This window comes from Mesorhizobium sp. LSHC420B00 (assembly GCF_000503055.1).
Classification (GTDB): Bacteria; Pseudomonadota; Alphaproteobacteria; order Rhizobiales; family Rhizobiaceae; genus Mesorhizobium.
Map to the genome: position 1 here is coordinate 25,001 of NZ_AYVY01000036.1, position 25,767 is coordinate 50,767.

20 protein-coding genes, 1 tRNA gene, 2 rRNA genes and 1 pseudogene (1 of these 24 running past the window's edge) are annotated in these 25,767 nt (G+C 61.8%); 12 read left to right on the forward strand and 12 right to left on the reverse strand.

What is annotated here, in order from left to right:
• The 3 genes from X760_RS69535 to X760_RS69545 form a co-directional block, all read left to right on the forward strand.
• Positions 1-1,664: ribosomal RNA gene (locus tag X760_RS69535) — 23S ribosomal RNA — on the forward strand; it begins 1,143 nt to the left of the window's first position.
• Between the two features lie 96 nt (positions 1,665-1,760).
• A 5S ribosomal RNA gene (rrf, locus tag X760_RS69540) occupies positions 1,761-1,875 on the forward strand.
• 234 nt (positions 1,876-2,109) lie between these two features.
• Positions 2,110-2,186 (forward strand) — tRNA-Met (locus tag X760_RS69545).
• Positions 2,187-2,252: 66 nt separating this feature from the next.
• On the opposite strand, the gene X760_RS78425 is transcribed toward X760_RS69545, so the two are convergent.
• The 7 genes and pseudogenes from X760_RS78425 to X760_RS69570 all read right to left on the reverse strand — a co-directional run bounded on the left by X760_RS78425 (position 2,253) and on the right by X760_RS69570 (position 8,849).
• Entirely contained in the window at positions 2,253-2,579 is a 327-nt protein-coding gene (locus tag X760_RS78425; protein WP_084643056.1) for a hypothetical protein, read from the reverse strand.
• 321 nt (positions 2,580-2,900) lie between these two features.
• Positions 2,901-3,407, reverse strand: coding sequence for an L-2-amino-thiazoline-4-carboxylic acid hydrolase (locus X760_RS69550; RefSeq protein ID WP_023722304.1), 507 nt, complete (start codon positions 3,405-3,407; stop codon positions 2,901-2,903).
• The gene (locus X760_RS69555; RefSeq protein ID WP_031195064.1) at positions 3,404-4,195 is read right to left on the reverse strand and encodes an ATP-binding cassette domain-containing protein; all 792 of its coding nucleotides are present in this window, start codon (positions 4,193-4,195) and stop codon (positions 3,404-3,406) included. The genes X760_RS69550 and X760_RS69555 overlap by 4 nt, the downstream gene beginning before the upstream one ends.
• Positions 4,192-5,146 (reverse strand): annotated as a pseudogene (locus X760_RS0139860) (ABC transporter ATP-binding protein). The gene X760_RS69555 and the pseudogene X760_RS0139860 overlap by 4 nt, the downstream one beginning before the upstream one ends.
• Positions 5,143-5,973: an ABC transporter permease gene (locus X760_RS69560; RefSeq protein WP_023722306.1), complete on the reverse strand. Its 831-nt coding sequence runs from the start codon at positions 5,971-5,973 to the stop codon at positions 5,143-5,145. The pseudogene X760_RS0139860 and the gene X760_RS69560 overlap by 4 nt, the downstream one beginning before the upstream one ends.
• Positions 5,970-6,956, reverse strand: coding sequence for an ABC transporter permease (locus X760_RS69565; RefSeq protein ID WP_023722307.1), 987 nt, complete (start codon positions 6,954-6,956; stop codon positions 5,970-5,972). Before X760_RS69565 ends, X760_RS69560 begins: the two co-directional genes overlap by 4 nt.
• 282 nt (positions 6,957-7,238) lie before the next feature.
• Positions 7,239-8,849: an ABC transporter substrate-binding protein gene (locus tag X760_RS69570; protein ID WP_023722308.1), complete on the reverse strand. Its 1,611-nt coding sequence runs from the start codon at positions 8,847-8,849 to the stop codon at positions 7,239-7,241.
• Positions 8,850-9,213: 364 nt separating this feature from the next.
• Between X760_RS69570 and X760_RS69575 the strand changes: the two genes are divergently transcribed.
• Entirely contained in the window at positions 9,214-10,401 is a 1,188-nt protein-coding gene (locus X760_RS69575) for a Xaa-Pro peptidase family protein (RefSeq protein ID WP_023722309.1), read from the forward strand.
• Positions 10,402-10,413: 12 nt separating this feature from the next.
• Here the strand turns inward: X760_RS69575 and X760_RS69580 are convergent, their stop codons facing one another.
• Genes X760_RS69580 through X760_RS69590 form a run of 3 tightly spaced genes read right to left on the reverse strand, consistent with a single transcriptional unit; the run spans position 10,414 to position 12,897 of the window.
• Complete coding sequence (locus X760_RS69580) at positions 10,414-10,833, reverse strand: cupin domain-containing protein (protein WP_023722310.1); 420 nt, start codon at positions 10,831-10,833, stop codon at positions 10,414-10,416.
• Positions 10,834-10,849: 16 nt separating this feature from the next.
• A complete protein-coding gene (locus X760_RS69585; protein WP_023722311.1) occupies positions 10,850-11,689 on the reverse strand; it encodes a phosphoenolpyruvate hydrolase family protein in 840 nt (279 codons plus the stop codon).
• 11 nt (positions 11,690-11,700) lie between these two features.
• On the reverse strand, positions 11,701-12,897 hold the full coding sequence (locus tag X760_RS69590) for a Tm-1-like ATP-binding domain-containing protein (protein ID WP_023722312.1): 1,197 nt from the start codon (positions 12,895-12,897) through the stop codon (positions 11,701-11,703).
• A 107-nt stretch (positions 12,898-13,004) separates the two neighbouring features.
• Between X760_RS69590 and X760_RS69595 the strand changes: the two genes are divergently transcribed.
• From X760_RS69595 to X760_RS69625, 7 genes are all read left to right on the forward strand, one after another.
• Complete coding sequence (locus tag X760_RS69595; protein WP_023722313.1) at positions 13,005-13,700, forward strand: TetR/AcrR family transcriptional regulator; 696 nt, start codon at positions 13,005-13,007, stop codon at positions 13,698-13,700.
• A gap of 359 nt (positions 13,701-14,059) precedes the next feature.
• Positions 14,060-15,376, forward strand: a complete 1,317-nt coding sequence (locus X760_RS69600; protein ID WP_023722314.1) for an extracellular solute-binding protein — start codon at positions 14,060-14,062, stop codon at positions 15,374-15,376.
• Between the two features lie 74 nt (positions 15,377-15,450).
• Positions 15,451-16,356: a sugar ABC transporter permease gene (locus X760_RS69605; protein ID WP_023722315.1), complete on the forward strand. Its 906-nt coding sequence runs from the start codon at positions 15,451-15,453 to the stop codon at positions 16,354-16,356.
• A 1-nt stretch (position 16,357) separates the two neighbouring features.
• Entirely contained in the window at positions 16,358-17,317 is a 960-nt protein-coding gene (locus tag X760_RS69610) for a carbohydrate ABC transporter permease (protein ID WP_023722316.1), read from the forward strand.
• Positions 17,314-17,535, forward strand: coding sequence for a hypothetical protein (locus X760_RS69615; protein ID WP_023722317.1), 222 nt, complete (start codon positions 17,314-17,316; stop codon positions 17,533-17,535). The genes X760_RS69610 and X760_RS69615 overlap by 4 nt, the downstream gene beginning before the upstream one ends.
• Positions 17,532-18,635, forward strand: coding sequence for an ABC transporter ATP-binding protein (locus X760_RS69620; protein ID WP_023722318.1), 1,104 nt, complete (start codon positions 17,532-17,534; stop codon positions 18,633-18,635). The genes X760_RS69615 and X760_RS69620 overlap by 4 nt, the downstream gene beginning before the upstream one ends.
• Positions 18,635-19,738 carry an ABC transporter ATP-binding protein gene (locus X760_RS69625; RefSeq protein WP_023722319.1) on the forward strand — a complete coding sequence of 368 codons (1,104 nt, stop codon included), beginning with the start codon at positions 18,635-18,637 and terminating at the stop codon, positions 19,736-19,738. The genes X760_RS69620 and X760_RS69625 overlap by 1 nt, the downstream gene beginning before the upstream one ends.
• A gap of 85 nt (positions 19,739-19,823) precedes the next feature.
• Here X760_RS69625 and X760_RS78435 read toward each other — a convergent pair whose 3' ends face one another.
• Both X760_RS78435 and X760_RS69640 read right to left on the reverse strand, forming a co-directional pair.
• Complete coding sequence (locus X760_RS78435; protein WP_245278744.1) at positions 19,824-20,477, reverse strand: transposase; 654 nt, start codon at positions 20,475-20,477, stop codon at positions 19,824-19,826.
• A gap of 799 nt (positions 20,478-21,276) precedes the next feature.
• Positions 21,277-24,132, reverse strand: a complete 2,856-nt coding sequence (locus X760_RS69640) for a winged helix-turn-helix domain-containing protein (protein WP_023722322.1) — start codon at positions 24,130-24,132, stop codon at positions 21,277-21,279.
• Between the two features lie 226 nt (positions 24,133-24,358).
• On the opposite strand from X760_RS69640, the gene X760_RS69645 reads away from it, so the two are divergent.
• Positions 24,359-25,720, forward strand: a complete 1,362-nt coding sequence (locus tag X760_RS69645; protein ID WP_023722323.1) for an epoxide hydrolase family protein — start codon at positions 24,359-24,361, stop codon at positions 25,718-25,720.
• The last annotated feature ends 47 nt before the right edge of the window (positions 25,721-25,767 follow it).

The window sequence follows — 25,767 nt, forward strand, 5'->3', positions numbered from 1 at the left end:
ACAGCTCACTGGTCTAAATAAGGGTCTTTGCGCCGAAAATGTAACGGGGCTAAAGCCATACACCGAAGCTTAGGGTTTGCAGCAATGCAAGCGGTAGCGGAGCGTTCTGTAAGCTGATGAAGCCATACCCGTGAGGGATGGTGGAGGTATCAGAAGTGCGAATGCTGACATGAGTAACGTAAGGGGAGTGAGAGACTCCCCCGCCGAAAGTCCAAGGGTTCCTGCTTAAAGCTAATCTGAGCAGGGTTAGCCGGCCCCTAAGTCGAGGCAGAAATGCGTAGACGATGGGAACCACGTTAATATTCGTGGGCCTGGAGGAAGTGACGGATCATTGAGGTAGTCCAATCTTATCGGATTGAAAGGGCTGCTGCGTGGTTCCAGGAAATAGCTCCTCCTTATAGACCGTACCCGAAACCGACACTGGTGGACTGGTAGAGTATACCAAGGCGCTTGAGAGAACTATGCTGAAGGAACTCGGCAAATTGCACGCGTAACTTCGGAAGAAGCGTGACCCTTTCATGCGCAAGCATGGGAGGGTGGCACAGACCAGGGGGTAGCGACTGTTTATCAAAAACACAGGGCTCTGCGAAGTCGCAAGACGACGTATAGGGTCTGACGCCTGCCCGGTGCTGGAAGGTTAAGAGGAGGGGTGCAAGCTCTGAATCGAAGCCCCAGTAAACGGCGGCCGTAACTATAACGGTCCTAAGGTAGCGAAATTCCTTGTCGGGTAAGTTCCGACCTGCACGAATGGCGTAACGACTTCCCCGCTGTCTCCAGCATAGACTCAGTGAAATTGAATTCCCCGTGAAGATGCGGGGTTCCTGCGGTTAGACGGAAAGACCCCGTGCACCTTTACTATAGCTTTACATTGGCATTCGTAGTGGCATGTGTAGGATAGGTGGTAGGCTTTGAAACCTGGGCGCCAGCTCAGGTGGAGCCACCCTTGAAATACCACCCTTATCACTATGGATGTCTAACCGCGGCCCGTTATCCGGGTCCGGGACAATGTATGGTGGGTAGTTTGACTGGGGCGGTCGCCTCCTAAAGAGTAACGGAGGCGCGCGATGGTGGGCTCAGAACGGTCGGAAATCGTTCGCTGAGTGCAATGGCATAAGCCTGCCTGACTGCGAGACTGACAAGTCGAGCAGAGACGAAAGTCGGTCATAGTGATCCGGTGGTCCCGCGTGGAAGGGCCATCGCTCAACGGATAAAAGGTACGCCGGGGATAACAGGCTGATGACCCCCAAGAGTCCATATCGACGGGGTTGTTTGGCACCTCGATGTCGACTCATCGCATCCTGGGGCTGGAGCAGGTCCCAAGGGTATGGCTGTTCGCCATTTAAAGCGGTACGTGAGTTGGGTTCAGAACGTCGTGAGACAGTTCGGTCCCTATCTGCCGTGGGTGTAGGAATATTGAAAGGATCTGTCCCTAGTACGAGAGGACCGGGATGGACGGATCTCTGGTGGACCTGTTGTGGCGCCAGCCGCATAGCAGGGTAGCTATATCCGGACGGGATAACCGCTGAAGGCATCTAAGCGGGAAACCCACCTTAAAACGAGTATTCCCTGAGAACCGTGGAAGACGACCACGTTGATAGGCCGGGTGTGGAAGAGCGGCAACGCTTGAAGCTTACCGGTACTAATAGTTCGATCGGCTTGATCGTTCTCATTCCTAATGCCCATTTCTGGCGACAATCCTTGGATTGCGCCGACATGGATGGCACAGAAAACAGCTTCTCGAGCAACGTGCGTTTTGCCGACCTGGTGGTTATGGCGGAGCGGCTGCACCCGATCCCATTCCGAACTCGGCCGTGAAACGCTCCAGCGCTGATGGTACTTCGTCTCAAGACGCGGGAGAGTAGGTCGCTGCCAGGTCTGCCAAGCGCACGTTGTTTAATCTTCTCCTTACGAACAGGCCCGCCAACGGGGCTCCGGGCCGCGCAAGCGGCCCTTTCATTTGGCGGAAGCTTGAATTCAGTGAGCCAAGGCTTACTTCTAGGGTTGACGCGGGGTGGAGCAGCGCCCCATCCGCCCACAAAGGCCGAAGGCCTTGAGGACGGACAAACAAAAAAGCCCGGGCTGCCCGGCCGGCGGTCGCCGTGAAGTTGACGCGGGGTGGAGCAGCCCGGTAGCTCGTCAGGCTCATAACCTGAAGGTCACAGGTTCAAATCCTGTCCCCGCAACCAAAGTACGAAAGCGGCCCGCCTTGTGCGGGCCGTTTTCGTTTGCTCCGAAGTGCAGCGACAGGATACTCAGCGTTCCGCAGCCAATTTTTCGCGTATGTGTTCCGATCCACCTCTCATACGTCGGGCGAATGGCCGATCGGGATTTACGACGCGCCAAAAGGGCGCGCTGCCGTCTTGACTGATATGCACCAAGTGCCGCCGCACAGTCACTGGGCAGCAGGCGTCTGCCCCGTATTTTGCCGCGAACTTACGTCGTAACTCTGCAAGGTCCGACAAGTGGCCAGGTCGCGCAGCCCGGAGCTCGTCTGCGACCATGTTCTCCGTTGGGATCAGCATGCTCTGCGTAAGGTTTTTGCCTTTGCGTCGCGTTTTGACTACCGGCAATTCGCTCATAATTCACCTCCAGGAATTCCCCTACAGAAGACGAACAAGAACGCCGCAATCCGACAAATCTCGGATTGATTTGATTGGGCCGTGGCTCGAACCTACGGTTTGAGGCCACAGCCATGAACCCACAAAGACGCCTCCGGCCGGACACTTACCAACGAAGCCGACACAGCGGGACACCGAGGCAGATCCTGTCCGCACCAAATTCCTCGCAATGCAAACATCAAAACCCCCGGTTGCCTTGCGGCGCCGGGGGTTTTTGTTGGCTCTGTGCTGCCCAACGGGACGGAGCTTTACGTCTTCGCCGACATGGCTCGAACTGCAGCTCTAGCCGGCATCCCGGTTGGTCAAGGCGATGTGGCAGCAGCCGGAACCGTGGCCCGGCGTCCAGGTGACGTTGTCGAAGCGCACTCCGGTGGCCTCGAACAGGCCGCGGTCGAAGGCGCCGGCGATGCGGCAGAGCGTGGCGAGCTTCTTGTCGCCAACGCCGGCTTCGACCCAAGCGTCCTTCAGCGGACAGCGCTTGACCTTGAAGGCGATGCGGCCTTGGCCGCGTTCGACGTCGGTCGGATACATGCGGCCGCCATCCGGGCTGACGGCGAGGAACGCCTCGCCGATTGCCGGTGCGTCGTTCGGGCCGAAATCGGCGAAGGCCGACGCCGCAACCTCCTTGCCGCGCCGTTCGATGGTGCGGATCATGATAGCCTCAGCCTTTTCCGCGCCAACTTCCGCGGTTAGCTCGTCGAGCAACAGACGATAGAGATCGGCGCGGTTACGGAAGGCGGAATCGAGTTCGCGCGACAGTTTTTCGGCTCGGGCTTCGACGTCGGTCATGATGCGTCCTGTTCGATCCTTGACAGTCTTGGCGCTGCCGCCACCAGCGCCTTGCCGATCGCGGATTGCGGCGCGTCGATGACGGTACGGGCATCGCCGCTCTCGGCAATGCGCCCGGCGTCCAAAATGGCGACGCGGTGGGCGATGGCACGGACGACACCGAGATCGTGCGAAATGAACAGATAGGCGATGCGCTCCTCGCGTTGAAGGTCGAGCAGCAGCCGCAGGATCTGCCCGCGCACCGAAACGTCGAGCGCCGACACGGCCTCGTCGAGCACGACCAGCGACGGTTTTGTGGCGATGGCGCGGGCGATTGCGACGCGTTGGCGTTGGCCGCCGGAAATTTCGTGAATGGCGCGGCCGGCGAGACCGGGGCTGAGGCCGACGCGTTCCAGCAGAGCGGCGATACGGCGCGGGCGCTCGGCACGAGAGGCAATGTGGTGGATGCGCAAGGGGTCGTCGAGCACGCGGGCCACCGTGGCGCGCGGGTTTAAGGCGGCGAGCGGATCCTGAAACACCATCTGCAGACGAGCGCGCCGGTGGCGCAAGGCAGCGCCGTTCATTGACAGGAAATCGCTGCCTTCAAATTCGATATAGCCGGCGTCGGGTTCGATGAGCCGCAGCATCAGCCGGGCTATCGTCGACTTGCCGCTGCCTGAAGGTCCGGCCAGCGCCAGCGTCTCGCCAGCTTCGATGTGGAAGGAAACGTTATCTGCCGCGGCAATGATCTTGCCGCCGCGAGGGTATCGTTTGGTCAGGCCGGAAACGGCGAGCAGAGGACTGGTCATGTTCGCTGCAACAGCGGCTCGGCGTCGAGGCCGAGATGAGCGTCAAGCAGCGCCCGAGTGTAAGTGTGCCGCGGCGCACTGACGACCTGCGCCGTCGCACCGAGTTCGATCAATTCGCCATTCCGGAACACGGCGATGCGCCCCGCCAGCTCAGCGGCCAGCGCGATGTCGTGGCTGACGAACAACAGCGTCATGCCGTCCTCGGCCACCAATTGCCGAATTAGCGCGACGATCTCGGCCTGCACGATGGTGTCCAGCGCGCTGGTCGCCTCATCGGCGATCAGCAGTTTCGGGCCGGACGCGATTGCCGCGGCGATGGCGACGCGCTGCTTCTGGCCGCCGGAAAGCTGGTGTGGAAAGGCATGCATAGCCGCATTGGGGTCGGGCAGACGGACCCGTTCAAGCAAGTTTTGGGCCTTCGCGTAGGCTTGCGGCCAATTGAGGCCGAGGTGGGTGTAGGCGACCTCGGCGATCTGCTTGCCAATTGGCATCACCGGGTCAAGGCTCGCCGATGGATCCTGGAAGATGAAGCCGATGTCACGGCCGCCGATTGAAGCATGGTCGCGAAGACTTGCAGGCTGACGTCCCGTCGCACCCCCCTCTGTCCTGCCGGACATGTCCGGCAGGACAGAGGGGGGTGTCTTGGCACCAGACATTGGCGGCGGNCTCTGTCCTGCCGGACATGTCCGGCAGGACAGAGGGGGGTGTCTTGGCACCAGACATTGGCGGCGGGCGCAAGAGCCAATCGATGCGGCCTTCGATCCTGGCAGAACCCGGCAGCAGCCCGGCAATGGCAAGCGCCAGCGTGCTCTTGCCCGAACCGCTCTCGCCGATGATGGCAAAGCGCTCGCCGGCGGGAATGTCGAGGCTGACACTCTTTAGTGCCGTCACCTCGGAGCCATCGCGGCGATAGGTCACCGTCAGATTGCGGATCGAAAGCAGCGCCGTCACGACAGGCCCCTCCTCACCGCCGTCGTCTCGACGACGCCTTCGCCGGCGAGATACACACCTAGCACCGTGAGCACGAGTGCTATTCCCGGAACGATCGACAGGAACGGCGCGGTGCGCAGCACGGCACGGCCTTCGGCGATCATGCCGCCCCAGGTAACGCGGTTGGGGTCGCCGAGGCCGAGAAAGGACAATGCCGCTTCGGTGAGAATCGCCGCGGCGACGATCACCGACGACAATGCCAGTACCGGCGGCAATGCGTTGGGCAGCACCTCGCGAAAGGCGATCTCCAGCGGATGCATGCCGATGACGCGGGCGCCCGCTACAAAATCGCGCTCGCGGATCGACAGCACTTCGGCTCGCGCCACGCGTGCCGGTCCGGTCCAGGCGCCCAGTGCGATCGCCGCGACGACGACGCCGAGCGACGGCCCGACGATGCTGACGAAGGCCAAAGCCAGCAGAAAAGCTGGCACGGTCTGGAAAGCGTCGGTGATGCGCATCAGCACTTCGTCGATAAGGCCGCCGGCAAAGCCGGCCAGCGTGCCGATCACTGCGCCGACGGCAAGGGCGGCGGCGGCGGCCGCCAGGCCGACCGCCAGCGAGGTGCGGGCGCCGTGGAAAAGCTCGGCCAGCATGTCACGGCCGAGGCGGTCGGTGCCTAGTGGTAGCGACCAGTCCTGGAACGGCGGCAGCAATGCCGGCCCGGCAATGGCCTGCGGATCGCCGGGAAAGAACAAAGGTGCGGCAAGCGCCACGGCAAACAGCGCCGCCAGGATGACAATGCCGGCGATCGCTTCCGGCGTCCGGAGAAAACGGCGAAGCGGGTTCACGCGCCGGCCTCATTGGCTCCGACGCGCGGATCGAGGACGGCGTAGGCGATGTCGACGAGAAGGTTGATGATGACGACCAGAACGGCGCTGACGAGAATGATGCCGAGCAGCAACGGCGTGTCGCGTGCCGCCACCGCTTCCTGCGCCAATCGGCCAAGGCCTGGCACCGAAAAGACGCTTTCGATGACGACGCTGCCGCCCAGCATTTGCGCGGACTGCAGGCCAAGCATGGTGACCAGCGGCAACAGCGCGTTGCGGGCGACATGGGCGAGCACGACGCGACGGCGGGAAAGTCCCCTGGCGCGAGCGGCGAGGACAAAATCCTGCCGCCAGACCTCGGCCATGCCGGCGCGCATCATGCGCAGATAGAGCGCGAGATAAATGAAGCCGAGCGCGGAGACCGGCAGGACGAGATGGCGGGCGATGTCGCCAGCGCGATCAAGGCCGGTCCTGGCCGAGGCGATGCTCTCGATGCCGCCGATCGGAAACCAGCGCAGGTCGACGGCAAAGACGATGATCAGCACCAGCCCGAGCCAGAAGCCCGGTATGGCATAGACCGCCAGCGAGCCGATAGACAGGAAGCGATCACGGACGCTGCCGGGTCTGGCGCCGGCATAGATGCCGAGCACCGAGCCGAGTCCGAAGGAGAGCGCGGTGGCGCTGCCCATCAACAGCAGCGTGTTGGGCAGGCGCTCGGTGATGACATCGCGGATCGGCCGCGAAAAGGTGACGGACTGGCCAAGGTCGAGATGCAGCAGCGCCCAAAGGTAATTGGCCAGCCGCGTCAGCTCAGATTGGTCGAGCCCCCAGCGGTGACGCAACAGCTCGATCATGCCGGCGTCGCCGCCGGTCGAGACGATGTAGGCATCGACCGCATCGCCGGGAGCGGCTTCGAGCAACAGGAAGGTGCCGATGACGACAATCAGCAACACGAAGATGCTGCCGACGAGGCGACGGCGAAGGAGGGTGAGGGCGCGGCTCATGGCGGCGCCGGGTGCTTGGCGCAGTGGCAATTAGGAGATGCGGTGTTTCTTCCCACCCCCCTCTGTCCTGCCGGACATCTCCCCCGCAAGGGGGGAGATCGGATGTCATTAGCGATTTCGCCAATCTTCAACGCAGCAGGCAAATAAGCCGACGTTGCGGCCAGCCAATCTCCCCCTTTGCGGGGGAGATGTCCGGCAGGACAGAGGGGGGTGTGAAGGAACTCGGTATTTGACCAAGTTTCCACACGGATTCCGGCGCGAATTTTCATCCGCCAGAATGTGTCACGATTCTAAATAGGTGTCCGCCCAGTTCGACACCGCCCAGCGCGGGGTGTTGGCGATGTTCTTGACCGTATCGCGGGCGACGCTGATGAAACTCCATTCGGCGACGTTGATCAGTGGCAGGTCGGCGGCAACTTTTCTCTGGAACTCCTTGTAGAGTTCGGTGCGGGCGGCGGTGTCAAGCGTCTCCGATGCCTTGGCGATCAGAGCGTCGAGATCGGCGTTCTTGTAGCCGCCCTGGTTGGAGAAAGGCACCCCGTCGGGAATGCCGCTCTGCACCAGGATGGTGGTCGAGATCGCCGGATCGCCGCGGAACACCGGCGGCCCGACCGCAAGGTCGAAGGCGTGGTCGGTGTAAACCGCCTTGATATGCGCGGCAGAGTCGTTGTTGACCAGCTGGGCGTCGATGCCGATGGCGGCGAGCGCCTGACGAAGATAGTCGCCGAACTGCTTGGTCTCGTTGAAATAGGGCGCCGGCAGCAGTTTCAGCGAAAAGCGCTTGCCATCATCGCCTCGGCTGTAGCCGGCCTCGTCGAGCAAGGCGTTGGCCTTGGCGACGTCGAAAGCATAGGTCGGCACGTCGGCGGTGTAGAATTGCGGGTCGTTTTTCGGCACCGGGCCAGTGGCGGTGGCGGCATAGCCGAGAAACACCGTCTTGACGACGAAATCCTTGTCGATAGCGTGAGCGATCGCCTGGCGCACTTTCAGGTCGGCCAGCTCCTTGCGGCGATGGTTGATCTCGACGACCAGTTGGTAAGTCAGCCCTTCGTATCCTTTGGTGATCACCTTGAGGCCGGGCACTTTGGAGATGCGGTCGAGATCGGCCAGGGGCACGGCGGAGAAGGCGGCGAGCTGGATCTCTTCGGCCTCGAGCGCGCTGGCCGCCGACGTGCGGTCCGGCAGCACCTGATAGATGATCTCATCGAGATAGGGCTCGTCCTTGCCCCAATAGTCGGTGTTCTTCTCCAGCCGGTAATATTCGCCGGGCTTGTATTCGGCAAATTTGAACGGTCCGGTGCCGACCGGGGCGTTGTTGGCCGGGTTGTCCTCGATCTTTCCGGTCTCGTAGATGTGCTTGGGCACCACGCTGCTCAGCGTCGGCAAGGCGTTGCGGATCAGCTGGAACGGGGTCGGCTTGGCGAATTTGAACACGGCGGTCGCCTCGTCCGGCGTGTCGACCGCCTCCAGATCCTTGAACACGGTGCGGCCGAGATTCTGCAGCGGTTTCCAGACCTGCAGCGCCGAGAAGGCGACATCGGCTGAGGTGAAGGGCTTCCCGTCATGCCATTTGACGGCCTCGCGCAGTTTGAACGTCACCGACAGGCCGTCGGCGGCGCCTTCCCAGCTGAGCGCCAGCCGTGGCTCGAGCCCGTCCTTGCCGCCGAAGGAGGCCTCGGCCAAGGTTTCCACGATCTTGCTCGAGATGAAGAAGACGCCGTTCGAGGCGACAATCGCCGGATTGAGATTGCGCGGCTCGGAATCAGCGGCGACAACCAGTCGTCCGCCCTTTTTCGGCGTCTGCGCCCAGCCGATCGTCGGCATGGCGGTGGAGGCCAGCAGCAATGCCGAACCCGCAAGCATCGTACGCCTGGAAATGGTGAACTCTGGCATGATCGAACTCCGTCCTCTCCGCGACCCGGCCGGGTGCGCCGTACCCCTCGGACGCTCGTGAGCATCCTGCAAAGCTGATTATGGCCCTTGTCCGGGGTTTCGCCAGAGACGGAATTGGCGCATCTTCACGTGGCTTTGAAATTTCCGTCCGCTGGACCAGTTACAGGGAAGCGGTCCAATGCGCTGATCTGGCCGGACCAGATTAGACCATGCCGGTAGCGGAATGAGCTTTTGGCGCCCGCTCGACCCATTCTGGCTGGACCAGACCGGGCAAAATGATGCAGATTTGAGGGGAGCCAAGGCTCTAAAACCAGAAAGGCCGGCGCCACGTGCGGTCGGTCATGGCACTTCAGGGAGAGAGACAATGAACGTTGCTCCGGGCAAGAATGTCGTCGGCAGCGTGCCGTTCGACCAGGCCAGGGTGGACGGGCTGATGGAGGAAGCCGGCATCGACGTGCTGCTCGCCACCTCCAAGCACAACACGCAATATCTGCTTGGCGGCTACAAGTTCATCTTCTTCGCCGCCATGGATGCGATCGGCCATAGCCGCTATCTGCCTGTCGTCGTCTACGAGAAAGGCGCGCCGGAGCATGCCGCCTATATCGGCAACCGCATGGAGGGCGGCGAGCACCAGAACCATCCGTTCTGGACGCCGACACTGCATGCCGCCTGCTGGGGCACGCTCGATGCCGCCAACCTGGCGGTCGAGCATTTGCGGAAGATCGGCAAGGGCAATGCCCGCATTGGCATCGAGCCCGCCTTCCTGCCGTCCGACGCCTATATGCTGATCCGCAACGCGCTGCCGGACGCCAAGCTGATCGACGCCACGCACATGCTGGAGCGCATGCGAGCAATCAAAACCGAAGCCGAGCTGGAGAAGCTGCGCATTGCTTCGGAGCTGATCACCGATTCCATGCTGGCGACCATCGGCTGGGCACGCGAAGGCACAACCAAGAGCGAGATCATCGAACAGCTCAGGCGCGAGGAGACCAATCGCGGCGCGCATTTCGAATATTGCCTGTTGACGCTAGGCTCCAGTCACAACCGCGCGGCCTCGCCGCAAACGTGGAAGAAGGGCGAGGTGATGTCGATCGATTCCGGCGGCAACTACCACGGCTATATCGGCGACCTTTGCCGCATGGGCGTGCTGGGTGAGCCTGACGCCGAACTCGAGGATCTGCTGGCCGAGATCGAGACGGTGCAGCAGGCGGCCTTCTCCAAGGTAAAGGCGGGCACGCTGGGCGGTGACATGATTTCTCATGCCGAAGGCGTGCTGAAGAAATCCAAGGTTGCGGCCTATACCGATTTCTTCGCGCATGGCATGGGGCTGATCACGCACGAAGCGCCGTTCCTGATGACCAACCATCCGGTGACCTATGAAGGCACCTATGCCGCAAAGCCGCTGGAGAAGAACATGGTGCTTTCGGTCGAGACGACCATGCTCCACCCGACGCGCGGCTTCATCAAGCTGGAGGACACGGTGGCGGTGACCGGCGCCGGTTACATTATGTTCGGCGATCGGGGTAGGGGCTGGAACAGGGGCGGGGCTTAGGCGCCGTCTATCTCAATTCCCACCTGACGGCAGCAGCCTGAAATCCGGCAGGTCGCGCAGTGCCAATTCCGGCCCGGCCGGCGAATAGACGACGAAAAGCTGCATCGGCGCGTCGCCGGTATTGAGCGTCGAATGGAAGCGGCTTTCCGGCACATAGATGGTGCAACCGGGGCCGACCTTCTCGACGACCGGATTGCCCTTCTCGTCTTCGACCATCTGCTCGCCATTGCCTGAGATGACGAAAATGATCTCCTCGGCACCCGGATGGTTATGACGCGTATGGCCCTTGCCCGACGGCAGGTCGACGACACCACCGGAAAAGCGCTTCGCGCCGTTCACTTCGGGAGCGACCGTCAGCGACAGCCTGCCCCAGTCGAAGCCGAAGGCGCTGACGTCTTTTGGGTATACGAACACCTTGCTGTTGTCGGTCATCGTCTCACCCCTTCTTCTACGCAGCGCCGAACGTGACGGCCTTGAAATCCGCCGTTTGCCTGGCGATCGAAGCTTCCGCCGGCAGCCGTTCCATCGAACTCGCGCCGTAGAAACCGTGCAGGCCCTTGCAGCGCTCGAGAATATATTTGGCGTCGTCCGGCATCGAGATCGGCCCGCCATGGCAAAGCAGGATGATATCCTCGCGCACTGAGCGTGCCGCTTCGGCAATGGCGTCGATCTCCTTCACACAGTCGTCCAGCGATTTAGCCGAGGTCGCACCGATCGAACCGCCGGTGGTCACCCCCATATGGGCGACGACGATGTCGGCGCCGGCTTGTGTCATGGCGCAAGCCTCGTCTGGATTGAAGACGTAGGGCGTGGTCAACAGGTCGAGTTTGTGAGCCTCGGCGATCATGTCGACCTCGAGCCCGAAGCCCATGCCGGTTTCTTCAAAACTCTGCCGCATCTGGCCGTCGAACAGGCCGATGGTCGGAAAGTTCTGCACACCGGAAAAGCCCATCGTCTTCAACTCGGCCAAAAGCAGCGGCATGATGACGAAGGGATCGGTGCCGTTGACGCCGGCCAGCACCGGCGTCTTCTTCACTACCGGCAGCACTTCGTAGGCCATCTCCTTGACGATCTCGTTGGCGTTGCCATAGGCGAGCAGGCCGGCGGCCGAGCCGCGCCCGGCCATGCGGTAGCGGCCGGAATTGTAGATGATGATCAGGTCGATGCCGCCAGCTTCCTCTGCCTTGGCCGACAGGCCGGTGCCGGCACCGCCGCCGACGATCGGAACGCCGTCCGCGATCATCTTGCCGAATTTCTCCAGGATTTTCTTGCGCGGTATGGCGGCCATATCTTGGTGTCTCACTGTCTGGCGATGTCGAGGAAGGCCGTTGTGGCGGCCCAGGCGAATTCGGGGTCGTTGATATGCAGCGGCAGGCGCAGAACGCGCCGCGTTTTGGCGGGTTTGATGGTGCGCTCGATCGCCTCGAACAAAGCTGCATCGGCTTCAGGGTCGAAGAAGGCGCCGCCTTCGATGTCGAGCGCCGACACGCCTTTCTCCGGAATGAGGAAACGAACCGGACCCTGGCAGAGGCTCAGCCTTGTACCGATCCATTCGCCGATCATTCTGCTTTCGTCGGCGGTGGTGCGCATCAGTGTGACGTTTGGATTGTGCTCATAGAATAGCCGGCCGCGATAGCGTTCCGGAATTGTTGGCGGCGCCCAGAAATTGACCATGTCGAGCGCGCCGACCGAGCCGACATAAGGCAGCCCGGTGCGGGCGATGGCACCAAAGCGATCGTCCGTCGCCGGCAGCACGCCGCCAAACAGCAAGTCGCAGACTTCGGTCGTGGTGATGTCGATGACGCCGGACAACAAGCCGCTGTCGGCCAATTTTTCCATGGTGCGGCCGCCGGTGCCGGTGGCATGAAATACCATACAGTCATAAGTCGAACGAAGTTCGTCGGCGATGGCGGTCACGCACGGCGTGGTGACGCCGAACATGGTGAGGCCTATCGAGGGTCTGCCGTCGGCCGGCGGCGCCGGCTTTGCCGCCATGCCTGATATCGCCTGGGCGGCATTGTGGAGCACGACACGGGAAAGCCGGTTGAGGCCGGCCATGTCGGTCACCGACGGCATCATGACGATGTCGGAGACGTCGACATAAGGCGCGGTGTCGCCGGAGGCCAAGGTCGAAACCATGATCTTGGGCAGGCCGAGCGGCAGCGTGCGCATGCCTGTGGTGATGATCGAGGTGCCGCCGCCACCGCCGATACCGATAATCCCGGCAATATCGCTACGCGATTGAACAAATCGGGCAAAGGCGGCAGCCATCGCCGCCACTGCGGTGCCGTGGTCGTCGACGCCGAGCACGGCATTGCGACCCTCTGAATGGTGGCTGGCGACCTCGTCTGCCGAAACATCGACCGGCACGGTCGCGCCGCGTGTTCCGATGTCGACACGGGCAATCGAAGCGCCGGTTGCGGCGACCGCATCGGCCAGAAAAGCGAGTTCCTCGCCCTTGGTGTCGGCGGTGCCCACCACATAGATGCGCTTCATCGCGTTTCCCCGGTCCTGGGCGTGTTCGATGCTGCCGCCCCTTAGCCCGGCCATTCGACGGCGCGAAGGGCCATTGCAATTTTTTGAGACGCGCGTATCGTATTGACATGAATGTCTCACGTCAACAAGCGGCAACGGACGACGATGCCGGCCAGGGGCCGAACCCGCGGGTAGAGCGCGGGGCCCGCGCGCGCACCAGGCGGCTGATGCTGGAGACGGCGACAAAGCTGATGCAGGCGGGCGCCACGCCGTCGGTCAGCGAGGTGGCGGAGGCGGCGGAAGTCTCACGCGCCACCGCCTATCGGTATTTTCCGAGCCAGGCGGCGCTGGTGCAGGCGGTGGTCGATGAGGGGCTCGGACCGATCCTTACCTGGAAATCGAGCTCTGCCGATCCCGAGCGCCGGGTGGCCGAGCTGTTCGAGACCGCCATGCCGCGCATCGAGGCCTTCGAAGCGACGTTCAAGGCGGCGCTGAAACTGTCGCTCGACCAGTGGGCGCAGCGACAGGCAGGCACGTTTGACGGCGAACCGGCGTTCACGCGCGGCCATCGCGTCGATCTTTTGAAAGATGCGATTGCGCCACTCAAAGGCCGGTTGCCGCCGCGCGAATTCAAGCGGCTCGCGCAGGCGCTGTCATTGATCTTCGGTGTTGAGATGCTGATCGTACTGAAGGATATATGGGGATTGGACAGCCGCAGTATGATGTCGGTCGCGCAATGGGCCGCCAGCGCGCTGGTACGCGCAGCTGTGACGGAATCGATGATTGAAGGAGATGGGATCGCACCGATGACAGCCGCTAGATGACGCCAATCTGGTTCGACCAGATTTGCACCCTGCCTACTCATACTATTGGCGATGCAGCGGCCGAGGCAAGGCCCCTATGTATCAAGGAGTAGGAAAATTCAGGGAAAACAGGCAGATATCGCAGAAACCAACTTGTCTGCGTGTCCGCCACCGTCCAAGAAAGGGCTTGACGTTCGTCTGAAATTGGTAATACCAGATCAGGACAAATAAAGCGGATCAAAGGGTGAAGGCTAATATCCGTTTCGGTCGAACGAGGAGGCTCAAAAACCGGAACGGTGCCGTCACGGGAGGACTACCAGGGCCGGCCTCGCCGCCGGCTCGCATGACGCGGTAGAATGCGCACAAGGGAGGAAATCATTATGCGCAAGACAATGACCAGCTTGCTTGCTGGTATCGGCTTAGTGCTAGCCTGCGGAACGTCCGTCTACGCGCAGGAAAAGGAACTTACAATCTTCTGGGCGGAATGGGATCCGGCCAATTACCTGCAGGAACTCGGCAACGAGTACGAGAAGGAAACCGGCGTGAAAATCACGGTGGAAACCACACCGTGGCCCGACTTCCAGACCAAGGCCTTCACCGAGTTCAACGCCCATGGCGATGCCTATGATATGGTCGTCGGCGACTCGCAATGGCTCGGTGCCGGCTCGACTGGTGGCCACTATGTCGACCTGACCGACTTCTTCAACAAGCACAAGGTCGGCGACGTGATGGCACCGGCGACGGTGAAGTACTACGCCGAATATCCGGGCGGCAGCAGCAAGTACTGGGCCATCCCGCTTGAAGGCGACGCTGTCGGCTGGTCCTACCGCAAGGACTGGTTCGAGGATCCGAAGGAAAAGGAAGCCTTCAAGGCCAAGTATGGCTACGATCTCGACGTGCCGAAGGATTTCAAGGCGCTGCGCGACATCGCCGAGTTCTTCTACCGGCCGGACCAGAAAAAATACGGCATCGCCATCTACACCGACAATTCCTATGACGCGATGGCGATGGGCTTCGAAAACGCGCTGTTCTCCTTTGGCGGCGAGCTGGGTGACTATAAGACCTACAAGGTCGATGGCTTCATCAACTCCGACAAGGCGATCGCGGCGCTCGACGCCTACAAGGAACTCTACAAGTTCACGCCTCCGGGCTGGGCCAAGTCGTTCTTCGTCGAGGACAACCAGGCGATCACTGAAAACCTGGCGGCGATGAGCATGAACTACTTCGCGTTCTTCCCCTCGCTGATCAACGAGGCGTCGAACCCGAACGCCAAGAACACCGGCTTCTTCGCCAATCCTCCCGGCCCGAACGGGGACCAGTTCGCCGCACTCGGCGGTCAGGGCATCTCCATCGTTTCCTACTCGCAGAAGCAGGAAGAGGCGACCAAGTTCCTGGAATGGTTCATCAAGGACGAGACCCAGAAGAAATGGGCAGCGCTTGGCGGCTACACCTGCAGTGCCGCCGTGCTCAAGTCGCCCGAATTCCAGAACGCCACGCCCTACAACAAGGCGTTCTACGAGACCATGTTCAAGGTCAAGGACTTCTGGGCGGTTCCGGAATATGCCGAACTGCTGCAGCAGCTCAACCAGCGCATCTACCCCTACATGATCGGCGGCGAAGGCACCGCCAAGGAGACGCTGGACGCACTGGCAGCCGACTGGAACGCGACCTTCAAGAAATACGGCCGCGGCCAATAAGTATGAAGCTTCACGGAGGGGGCGTTCGTGCCTCCTCCGTTTCTTTTTCTGATTCTTGAACCGGGAGCAGGGTCTTGGCGACCACGATGATCACCACGCTGGACAGGTCCTCGCGGGCCGCTGCTCGCGGTCTAAGCGACATTTCGATCCGCAATCTTTTCATCATCCCGACGATCCTGTTTCTGATCGTCTTCAACATCTTCCCGCTGATCTATTCGCTGGGCTATTCGTTCACCGATTTTCGCGCCTCGACCAGCGCGGCGGCGAATTTCGTCGGGCTGCAAAACTATCGCGACCTGCTCAGCGATCCCTATGTCTGGTCCAACTTCGCCATCACCGCAAAATACGTCATCATCTCGGTCGCCGGCCAGCTGCTCGTCGGCTTCGGCGTGGCCATGCTGCTCAACCGCGACATTCCGCTCAAGGGCCTGCTGACGACGCTCCTGTTGTTGCCGATGATGCTGTCTATGGCCGTCGTCGGCCTGTTCTGGAAACTGCTCTACGATCCGTCCTTCGGCATCATCAATTATGCGCTGGGCCTCGGCACCTTCGAATGGCTGTCGGATCCGAAAATGGCGCTCTATGCGGTCGCGCTGACCGATATCTGGATGTGGTCGCCCTTCGTCATGCTGTTGTCGCTGGCCGGCCTGTCGGCCGTGCCCAAGCATCTCTACGAGGCCGCCGCGATCGACAGGGCCGGGCCGTTCTACACCTTCTTCCGCATCACGCTGCCGCTGGTCGCGCCGATCCTGATGATCGCGGTCATCTTCCGCACCATGGAGGCGTTCAAGACCTTCGACCTCGCCTATATCCTGACCAGCCAGCCGACGGCCGAGCTGATCTCGATCCGGCTCTACAAGATGGCGTTCCAGGAATGGCAGACCGGGCGCTCCTGCGCGCTCGCCTACATCGTGTTGATCATGGTGCTGGCGATCACCAACATCTATGTCAAATACCTCAACAAGGTGAAGGAGCGCTGAGATGGCCGCAGTCCGCACTTCTTCCGAAATCACCTTCAACCGGGTCGCCATCGTCGCCGTCCTGCTGGTGACGATCATCTTCCTGGCGCCGATCTACTGGATAGCCTCGACGGCGTTCAAGCCGCGCAACCTCGCCACCACCATTCCGCCGACGGTGGTTTTCCAGCCGGAGATATCGCCCTTCGTCAAGTTGTTCACCAAGCGTTCGCAGCTGCGCAGCCCGCCATCACCGGAGGAGTACGCGGCTGCGCCGTGGTGGGAGCGCGTCGTCTTCAATGGCGGCGAAAAGATCGTGCGCGACGGCAAGGGCCAGGTGCAGTGGTCGGGCTATCCGAGCCGTTTCATGAACTCGCTGATCGTTGCCATAACCTCGACCGTCCTGGCCGTCGGCATGGGCACCTTCACCGCCTATGGATTCTCGCGCTTCAAGGTGAAAGGCGAGGCGGACCTGCTGTTCTTCATCCTGTCGACGCGCATGCTGCCGCCGGTGGTCGTCGCCATTCCGATGTTCCTGATGTACCGGGCGGTCGGCCTCAACGATTCCCATGTCGGCCTGATCATCCTTTACACCGCCTTCAACCTGTCCTTCTCGGTGTGGCTGATGAAAGGCTTCATGGACGAGATCCCCAAGGAGTATGAGGAGGCGGCCCTCGTCGACGGCTATACGCGCATGGAGGCCTTCTTCAAGATCGTGCTGCCCGAGGCCGCCACCGGCATCGCCGCCACCGCCGTGTTCTGCTTTATCACGGCGTGGAACGAATATGCCTTCGCACTGATCATGACCAGCCGCCGTGCCCAGACGGCGCCGCCTTTCATTCCCAGCCAGGTCGGCGCCGGCCTGCCGGACTGGACGGTGATTGCCGCCGGAACCTTCCTGTTCCTGCTGCCGGTCGCGATCTTCACCTTCCTGCTCCGCAACCATCTGCTGCGCGGCATGTCCTTCGGAGCGATCCGCAAATGAGTTTTCGCGACATCAATCAGAAATATCTCGAACCGGGCAGCCAGGTGCTGATGGTGCTCGGCATCATCGCGCTCTGCCAGCCATGGCACATGCTGCTGCACAGCTACGGCGTGACCATCATCCTGATCGGCCTGATCGGCTTCAACATCACCTCCAAGATCGCGCCGGAGGAGAAGGCCGGCACCGGGCAAGGGGCAAACCCGGGGGCGCAGCATTGACCCAGATCGAGCTTCGCGGTGTCCAGAAATTTTTCGGCGCCGTCCAGGTCATCAAGGACCTCAACCTGAAGATCGACGACAACGAGTTCATCGTGCTGCTCGGCCAGTCGGGCTGCGGCAAGACGACGACGCTCAGGGCCGTTGCCGGACTGGAGACGATCGACGGCGGCGACATCCTCATCGACGGCAAGCCGGTCCAGCATCTCAAGGCCGCCGACCGCGACATAGCCATGGTCTTCCAATCGTTCTCGCTCTATCCGCATATGAGCGTCTACGAGAACATCGCCTTTCCGCTGAGAGCGACGCGCAAGAGCAAGGCCGAGATCGACAGCGAGGTGCGCTCGGTCGCCAAGACGCTGCAGATCAGCGATCTCCTCGCCAAGAAACCGTCGGCCCTGTCCGGCGGCGACATGCAGCGCGTCGCGATCGGCCGAGCCTTGGTGCGGCGGCCGAAGGCGATGCTGATGGACGAGCCGATCGGCGCGCTCGATGCCAAGCTGCGCGAGGAGATGCGGGCCGAGATCAAGCGGCTGCACATCAAGCAGGGCTCGACCAGCATCTACGTCACCCACGACCAGATCGAGGCGATGAGCCTCGCCGACCGCATCGTCATCATGCATGAGGGCGTGCTGCAGCAGGTCGGCTCGCCGGACGAGGTCTATTCGCACCCGGCGAATCTTTTCGTCGCGCAGTTTGTCGGCAGCCCAGTTATGAACGTCGCCGACGCTTCGGTGACCGAGAAAGCCTCGTCGGCCTCGGTCACGGTCGGCGATGCGGCCGCCGGCTTCGAATTCCCGCGCACCTTGCTGTCGAAGCTCAACGGTCATGCCGGCGGCCAGCTCGCGCTCGGCATCCGGCCGGAGGGCGTTCTCGTTCGCCGCGAAGCCGCCGAGGGGTTCTTGCCGGTGGAGACGCAGATCGTTGAGCCGCTCGGCTCCTTCGATATCGTCGACCTCAAGGTCGGCTCCAAGATGCTGCGTGCACGCACCAAGAGCGGCTTCATCGGCGGCCCCGGCGAAAGGGTCTTCGTCAGAATCGATCCCAGCCAGGCGCATTTCTTCGACACGGCGAGCGGCAAATCGCTGGGAGTGAGACTCTGATGGCCCACATCCAGCTCAAGAACATTTCGAAGAAATTCGGCAACCACACTGCTTTGACCGGGCTCGACCTCGACATCGCCGACGGCGAGTTCTTCGTCCTGCTCGGCGAGACCGGCGCCGGCAAGACGACGACGCTGCGCATGATTGCCGGCCTGGAAAAACCGAGCGAAGGCCAGGTCTTTATCGACGGCGTCGATGTCGCCGATTGGGGCGCGGCCGAGCGCGACGTGGCGCTGGTGCTGCAGCAATATTCGCTCTATCCGCGTTATACGGTGCGCGAAAACCTCGAATTTCCGCTGAAGCCGAAGATCCGCCGGTTGCCCGATGCCGAGATCAAGGATCGTGTCGACCGCGCTGCCAGGACACTGCGGATCGAGCATCTGCTCGACCGCAAGACCGACCGGCTTTCAGGCGGCGAGATGCAGCGCGTCTCGATCGGCCGCGCCATCGTGCGCAAGCCGCGGGTATTCCTGATGGACGAGCCGTTGTCGGCGCTCGACGCCAAATTGCGCGAGGCGCTGCGCACCGAATTGAAGAACCTGCAGATGCAGCTCGGCGCCACCTTCCTGTTCGTGACGCACGATCAGATCGAGGCGATGTCGATGGGTGACAAGGTCGGCGTGCTCAACCATGGCCGCATCGTCCAGACCGGCACGCCGTACGAGATTTACAACAATCCGCGCGACACCTACGTGGCGAGCTTCGTCGGCTCGCCGCCGATGAATCTCATCGACGGCAAGCTTGTTAACGGGCGTGCGGTGATGGCACCGCTGAATTTCGAATTGCCGTTTGCGGGGGGTGCCAAGACTTCGGGGGGTGCCAAGACGGGCGCGGCGACCGACGGTCGCCCGCTCGTCTTCGGTATTCGTCCCGAGGACGTCTATCTCGAGACCGGCGCGCCGGTCGAGGCGCGGGTCCATGACGTCGAGAACCATGGCGTCGAGAAGATCCTGACGCTGCGGGTCGGCGACGCCATGCTGCGCGCCACTGTGCCGGCCAGGACCGACGTGCAGATAGAGCAGCCGGTGCGCTTTGCCTGGAACCCGGACAAGGTGGTGCTGTTCGATAAGGGCAGCGGAATAAGCCTGCGTCACGCCGGCTAAGTACAAGCCTCTTTACTGCAGCTAGAGTATCCGTCTTGGTCAAGGAAGGGATGGCGACCATTTTCGGTCGTCCCTGATGAGGGCGTTAGCGAGAACGACGAGCTTTCTCATGATGGCGGTTATGGCGAGTTTTGCAGGTNCGGTCGTCCCTGATGAGGGCGTTAGCGAGAACGACGAGCTTTCTCATGATGGCGGTTATGGCGAGTTTTGCAGGTTTTCCGCCGTCTCGGAGGTCTTGGTATTTTGTCTTGAGTGACTGATTGAAACGGACCGCGACGAGGGCTGGCATATAGAGCGCCTGCCTGACCGACGATCTTCCTCCCCGGATGAAGCACTTGCCCTTCCACTGCCCCGACTGGCGATCGACCGGTGCGAGGCCGGCGAGGCTTGCGACCTGCTTGTTGGCAAGGGTTCCCAACTCCGGCATGTCGGCGATGATGGCGAAGGCTGTGACTTCGCCAAGGCCTGGGATACTAGTGAGGATGTCGAAGCGACGGACAAGATCTGGCTCGCGGGCGACCAGCGTACGACATTCGGCNTTGTTGGCAAGGGTTCCCAACTCCGGCATGTCGGCGATGATGGCGAAGGCTGTGACTTCGCCAAGGCCTGGGATACTGGTGAGGATGTCGAAGCGACGGACAAGATCTGGCTCGCGGGCGACCAGCGTACGACATTCGGCGTCGATCGCATTGATCTGGGTGGTGATTTGCCTGAGCCGCTGCTCGGCCTGGCGCTTCAAAAGCGGGATGGTCAGGTTCTTCTGCCTGTTCTGNGGTGGTGATTTGCCTGAGCCGCTGCTCGGCCTGGCGCTTCAAAAGCGGGATGGTCAGGTTCTTCTGCCTGTTCTGCGCGGCGGTACGGTCCTTGACCAATGCGCGGCGCATCCGTCACTATGGACTGCTCGCCGGCTCCGCCCGCAAAGCCAGCCTCGCACTCGCGCGCAAACTGCTGGGCGTCGCTCCGCCGCCCGAAAACGACACTCCAGAAGAACCGGCTGACGTCCGCCCGCCTTGCCCTTGCTGCGGCGGGCGCATGGTGGTCATCGAGAGGTTCGAACGGTGGTGCCAGCCTCGTGCGCCGCCAACCTCACGAGCGCCGAACCGGGAGAACACCTCATGACCCGGCATGACCAAGTTGCTCGTACGACCGCGCCACGCCGGCGACGGTCAACGGGATGTTATGTGCACATTGCCGTCGAGCCGGTCGTCACGCACACCAATCCCGTCGGAATCAACGCTCCAGGCTCTGCGACCGGGCCCGGAAGCCGCTTCCACGACATGCCCACCGCATCCTATGCGGAAGTTCGCCCCAGGCGCTGGCACGCTCCGAAACACAAATCCCCATAGGCCGTCGTCTGCGGCCCGCGGGTTCCTGCATGAGAGACTTTCGTACGCCTGACGGCACCCGAAACCCTTCAGCATGTCGGTCATTCAGCCAGCCACTCCTGTCCTCCCGAAGCCGACATTAATAGTGCCCACACCACCGTCGAAATTGCGCCGAGAGGGGACGACACCATTAGGAGAAGTGGCATTGAGGCTCTACCTCAGTGTCGCCAGCAGGTGTTCGGCAGCCCCGACATCCGCCGTATTCAGGCTCTCCACAAAATACGCCGCAACCGACTGCAAGAGCTCGCGAGCGCTGTTGATCTCCCCGCGCCCGGCCATCAGCGTCGCCATGTCGATTGCGGTTCGCAACTCCCATGCCCGTGCGCGCTGACTTCGGCTCAACTCCAGTGCCTGCATGAGGTAGGCGGCAGCTTCATCACGGTTGCGCTCCGACTGGAGAAGGAGGCTTCCCTTCATCCGTAGCAACTCCGGGAGGTACAACTGGTCGCCGTTCTTTTCGACTTGACCAAGCGACTCGTCGATCAACGCAATGGCTTCATCAACCTGACCGATCGCGGACAGTCCCCTAACTAGCGAGAGGTTGAGCGGCGTCGTGAGCAATTCATAAGGCGCCGCGTGGAGCTTCCGAAGAGATGTCTGCAGGCCCTCGACGCCGCTTTTTGCATCGCCGTGACGGATCGCGACTTCGCTTTTGAAGCCCCGACCGACCAGCAGGTAAGGAGTCATGGAATGGGATTCCGCGCGGGCGATGAGCATATCTATGTACGCCTCGGCGCTCTTCAGGTCACCGGTCCACAGGAAGACCGATATCGCCCAGATCAACGCGATCGCCAACGTTAGAGAATGATCCATGGCGGCAGCCTCTTCGACGGCCTGTCGGGCGTGTGCCATGGCTTGGTCCGGATGGCCTTGTAGCCAAAGGTTCCTCGCCAGGATGGCCCTGGCCAGGATTTTGCCTTCGAAGCCCAGATAGATCGTCGTGGTCCGCTGGGAGCGCGGCCCACGGTCGAGCGCCGCCTCCAGCTCTGCGCGGGCCTCCGCGAGGTCGCCTCGCAGGTGGAGCGAGATGCCCAGGATCGAGTGTGCCAGCGCGTTGACGACCGAGTCGTCCAAGGTCGCGGCTGTGGCTGAACAACGCCTTGCAAACTCAAGGGCGGTTGCGAAATTGCCCGTCCGCAGATGGAACATGTTGAGCGAACCCAACAGACGCACCCGGTCCAGCGGATCGCCGCGCTGCTCGGCGATCGCCAGGCTCCTCTCCAGAGCTACGCGCGCCCTGTCGCGTCCTCCCCGCATGAACATGAAGGACACGCCGAGGGCTGCCTGAAGATGCATCTCGTCAAGTCCGCCAAGGGCGGCATCGTCGAAAGCGAATATTGCTCTTTCAGACCAGCGATGACACTCCGGCAACAAGGACATTGCCAGGAAAACCGGCGCGACAGCGCTGGCGAGTCCGACGCCGATGTCGGCGTTTCCGCTGTCGCCGAAGCACCATTCCAGGGCAGCCCGGACATTGTTGATGGCGGCGAAGTGGGGCGCCCGCTCCTCACCGGTCGCCAGGCTTGGCCACTCGATCCCGGTCTGCTCCAGCCATCTCCGATAGTAGGCGGCGTGGCGCACTGCCAGATCGGCAGCCTCGGCGTCATCGATCCGGATGTCGAGAACGTAGGCGCGCGTCGTATCGAGGAGCCTGTAGCGCATCATTGCTCCAACCGGACGCGTCGCCACGATCGATTTGGCGACAAGACTGTCCATGGCGCCAAGGACGGTCGATCGGTCGAGGGTCGCGCTCGTCACGACCTCCAGGGCGGCATCGAGCGTGAAATGACCGACGAATACAGCGAGCCTGCGAAGCACCACGCGCTCAACGTCGGTCAGGAGCCCAAAGCTCCAGTCTAGTGTCGCCTGCAAGGTCTGCTGACGCGGCGGCGCTGTCCGTGAACCGAGCCACAGCAGTGTCAGGCGTTGATCGAGAAGCGCGGCTGTCTGCTGCAGCCCATAGGATTCGACACGTCTGGCCGCCAGTTCGATCGAGAGCGCCACCCCGTCAAGCTTTCGGCAGATGCTTGCGATGATCAAGGCCTCGGCGTCGCCGACGTCCAAACGAGCGCCACCTGCCACCGCTCGCTCGACGAACAGTTGGGTGGCCGGGAATGTCTGGACGATGGCCGCCGTTAGCCCCGGTTCGTCGGGCGGAAACGCAAGCGCATCCAACCGGCAGATATGTTCGCCCTCGACCCGAAGCGCCTCGCGGCTCGTCGCCAGGATGTAGACCTGTGACGCCGCATCGACGATGCTCGAGGCCAGAGGCGCCACCGCATCCACGAGATGCTCACAGGTATCGAGGATCAAGAGAATCCGCTTGTTGCGCAAGTAAGCGATCAGGTTGGGCGTCGCATCCTCTGTTTGAACCGTTAGTCCAAGCATCGAGGCGACGGCTGTCGTCACCAGACCGGGATCGCCGATCATTCCCAGATCGACGAACAAGACCGCCCCTGAAAATGCTTCGATCAGGTGATGCCCGACTGCGATCGCGACGGTGGTTTTGCCGACGCCACCGGCGCCAACGATGGTGACGAACCGCGAAGCATTCAGCTGCACCGACAGCTTAAGAACATCCTCGTCCCGTCCGACCATCCGGCTCAAGCGGTTTGGAAGATTCGCGTGCGGAAACTCAGCGGCAATGAATAGGGCTTCGTCGCGTGGGCTGTTTAATCGCAAAACCGGCGCAACGAAGCAATAGCCCCGCCCCGGAAGCGTCGCGATGTACCGCGCGCCATCCTTTCCATCGCCCAGCGCCCTGCGCAGTCCGGTCATGTGGAACCGCAGGCTGCCTTCCTCGACGACGACATCCGGCCAAACCCGCGACATTAGATCTTTCTTGCTGACGACTTCATTCGGTGCAGAGGTCAGGACTATGAGAATGTCGATGGCGCGCGAACCCAACTCTACGGGAGCGCCTTCTCTTGTCAGGAGCCTTTCACCCGCAGCAAAATGGAAAGGGCCAAACGACAATCTGTCTTTGGCTTGTATTCCCGTTTTCGTCATGGCGTCTTCTTTTGGAGCCGCCTGCACCCAGCGCCGCAGTTTAAGTCAAGGAGCGCTCCTGCACCATAGGGAGTCTCACAGTCTAGGCGCCTCCTATCTGCTCAAAAAAGCGGCAGGCTGGCAGCGGCTAACACAAGCTCACGACGCATAACGGGCTAATCCCGCCTCCTGGGCGTAGTTCAAGCTACGTAGATAGATCGCAAACCCATCAACCCAGGAGAGACCCATGGACACGACCAGAACCTCCGAAGCAATCGACCAGGATCGCCGGCGACTTTTGGGCACTGCGGCGGCCGGCATCGCCGCCGCCGGCGCGGCAAGCCTGCTCCCGTCGCAATTGGCCGCCGCATCCACGAGCGATGCCATCCGCCCTTTCTCCGTCAGTTTCCCGCAGGAGGAGATCAATGAGCTGCGCCGGCGCATCGCCGCCACGCGCTGGCCCGAGCGCGAACTCGTCTCCGACGAGGCGTCCCGGCGGATCTGGTCGACCCCAGCAACTGTAGGGCCAACGCAGGGCGTGCAACTCGCCACAATGCAGAAGCTCATGCAGTACTGGCGAACGGAATACGATTGGAGCAAGTGCGAGGCGCAGTTGAAGGCGCTGCCGAATTTCGTCACTGAGATCGATGGGCTCGACATCCACTTCATCCATGTAAAGTCTAAGCATCAGGGCGCCCTGCCTGTCATCATCACGCACGGCTGGCCCGGTTCGGTCATCGAACTTTTGAAGATCATCGACCCGTTCACCAATCCCACTGCGCACGGAGGCACGGAGGCGGAGGCGTTCGACGTGGTGATCCCGTCGATGCCGGGCTACGGCTTTTCCGGCAAGCCCACCGAAACCGGTTGGGATCCCGGGCGCATCGCGCGGGCGTGGATCGTGCTGATGAAACGCCTTGGCTACGACCGCTACGTCGCGCAGGGCGGCGATTGGGGAGCACTCATCACGGAACAGATGGCCCTGATCGCACCTCCCGAGCTGGTCGCCATCCACACGAATATGCCGGGGACCATTCCGCCGGAGATCGTGAAGGCGCTGGCCTCCGGCGGTCCGCCCCCCGCTGATCTTGGCCCCGACGAGAAGCGTGCCTACGAGCAGGTAGCGTTCTTCTACCAAAACGGCCTGGGCTACGCCAACGAGATGGCTCTTCGTCCGCAAACGCTCTACGGGATCGTCGATTCACCGGCCGGCCTGGCGGCGTGGATCCTCGATCACGATGCGGACAGTTATGCGCTGATCGCCCGCTCCTTCGATGGAGAGCCGGAGGGCCTTACCCGCGACGACATCCTCGACAACATCACGTTCTACTGGCTGACGAACACGGCGATCTCGTCGGCACGTCTCTATTGGGAACATACGCAAACGGCGAAGGCCGGCTTCTTCGACGCCAAGGGCATCACCATTCCCGTCGGTGCGACTGCGAACCCCAGTGAAATCTACACCGCACCGAAGAGTTGGACCGAACGCGCGTTCCCGAAGCTTCTGCACTATGGCCGCACGGACAAGGGCTGCCATTTCGCCGCCTGGGAGCAGCCGAAGAGTTTCACCGATGAGGTGCGCGCAACATTCAAGACGTTGCAGACATGACGTGTTGGCGGGGGATGGCGCGCCGGACGCTCGTCATCTTCCGCCCA

Excerpts from the sequence above, each read along its gene's own strand:
- X760_RS78425 (WP_084643056.1), bottom strand. The coding sequence starts at position 2,579 with ATGAGCGAATTGCCGGTAGTCAAAACGCGACGCAAAGGCAAAAACCTT.
- X760_RS69550 (WP_023722304.1), bottom strand. The coding sequence starts at position 3,407 with ATGACCGACGTCGAAGCCCGAGCCGAAAAACTGTCGCGCGAACTCGAT.
- X760_RS69555 (WP_031195064.1), bottom strand. The coding sequence starts at position 4,195 with ATGACCAGTCCTCTGCTCGCCGTTTCCGGCCTGACCAAACGATACCCT.
- X760_RS69565 (WP_023722307.1), bottom strand. The coding sequence starts at position 6,956 with ATGAGCCGCGCCCTCACCCTCCTTCGCCGTCGCCTCGTCGGCAGCATC.
- X760_RS69570 (WP_023722308.1), bottom strand. The coding sequence starts at position 8,849 with ATGCCAGAGTTCACCATTTCCAGGCGTACGATGCTTGCGGGTTCGGCA.
- X760_RS69575 (WP_023722309.1), top strand. The coding sequence starts at position 9,214 with ATGAACGTTGCTCCGGGCAAGAATGTCGTCGGCAGCGTGCCGTTCGAC.
- X760_RS69580 (WP_023722310.1), bottom strand. The coding sequence starts at position 10,833 with ATGACCGACAACAGCAAGGTGTTCGTATACCCAAAAGACGTCAGCGCC.
- X760_RS69585 (WP_023722311.1), bottom strand. The coding sequence starts at position 11,689 with ATGGCCGCCATACCGCGCAAGAAAATCCTGGAGAAATTCGGCAAGATG.
- X760_RS69590 (WP_023722312.1), bottom strand. The coding sequence starts at position 12,897 with ATGAAGCGCATCTATGTGGTGGGCACCGCCGACACCAAGGGCGAGGAA.
- X760_RS69595 (WP_023722313.1), top strand. The coding sequence starts at position 13,005 with ATGAATGTCTCACGTCAACAAGCGGCAACGGACGACGATGCCGGCCAG.
- X760_RS69600 (WP_023722314.1), top strand. The coding sequence starts at position 14,060 with ATGCGCAAGACAATGACCAGCTTGCTTGCTGGTATCGGCTTAGTGCTA.
- X760_RS69610 (WP_023722316.1), top strand. The coding sequence starts at position 16,358 with ATGGCCGCAGTCCGCACTTCTTCCGAAATCACCTTCAACCGGGTCGCC.
- X760_RS69615 (WP_023722317.1), top strand. The coding sequence starts at position 17,314 with ATGAGTTTTCGCGACATCAATCAGAAATATCTCGAACCGGGCAGCCAG.
- X760_RS69625 (WP_023722319.1), top strand. The coding sequence starts at position 18,635 with ATGGCCCACATCCAGCTCAAGAACATTTCGAAGAAATTCGGCAACCAC.
- X760_RS69640 (WP_023722322.1), bottom strand. The coding sequence starts at position 24,132 with ATGACGAAAACGGGAATACAAGCCAAAGACAGATTGTCGTTTGGCCCT.
- X760_RS69645 (WP_023722323.1), top strand. The coding sequence starts at position 24,359 with ATGGACACGACCAGAACCTCCGAAGCAATCGACCAGGATCGCCGGCGA.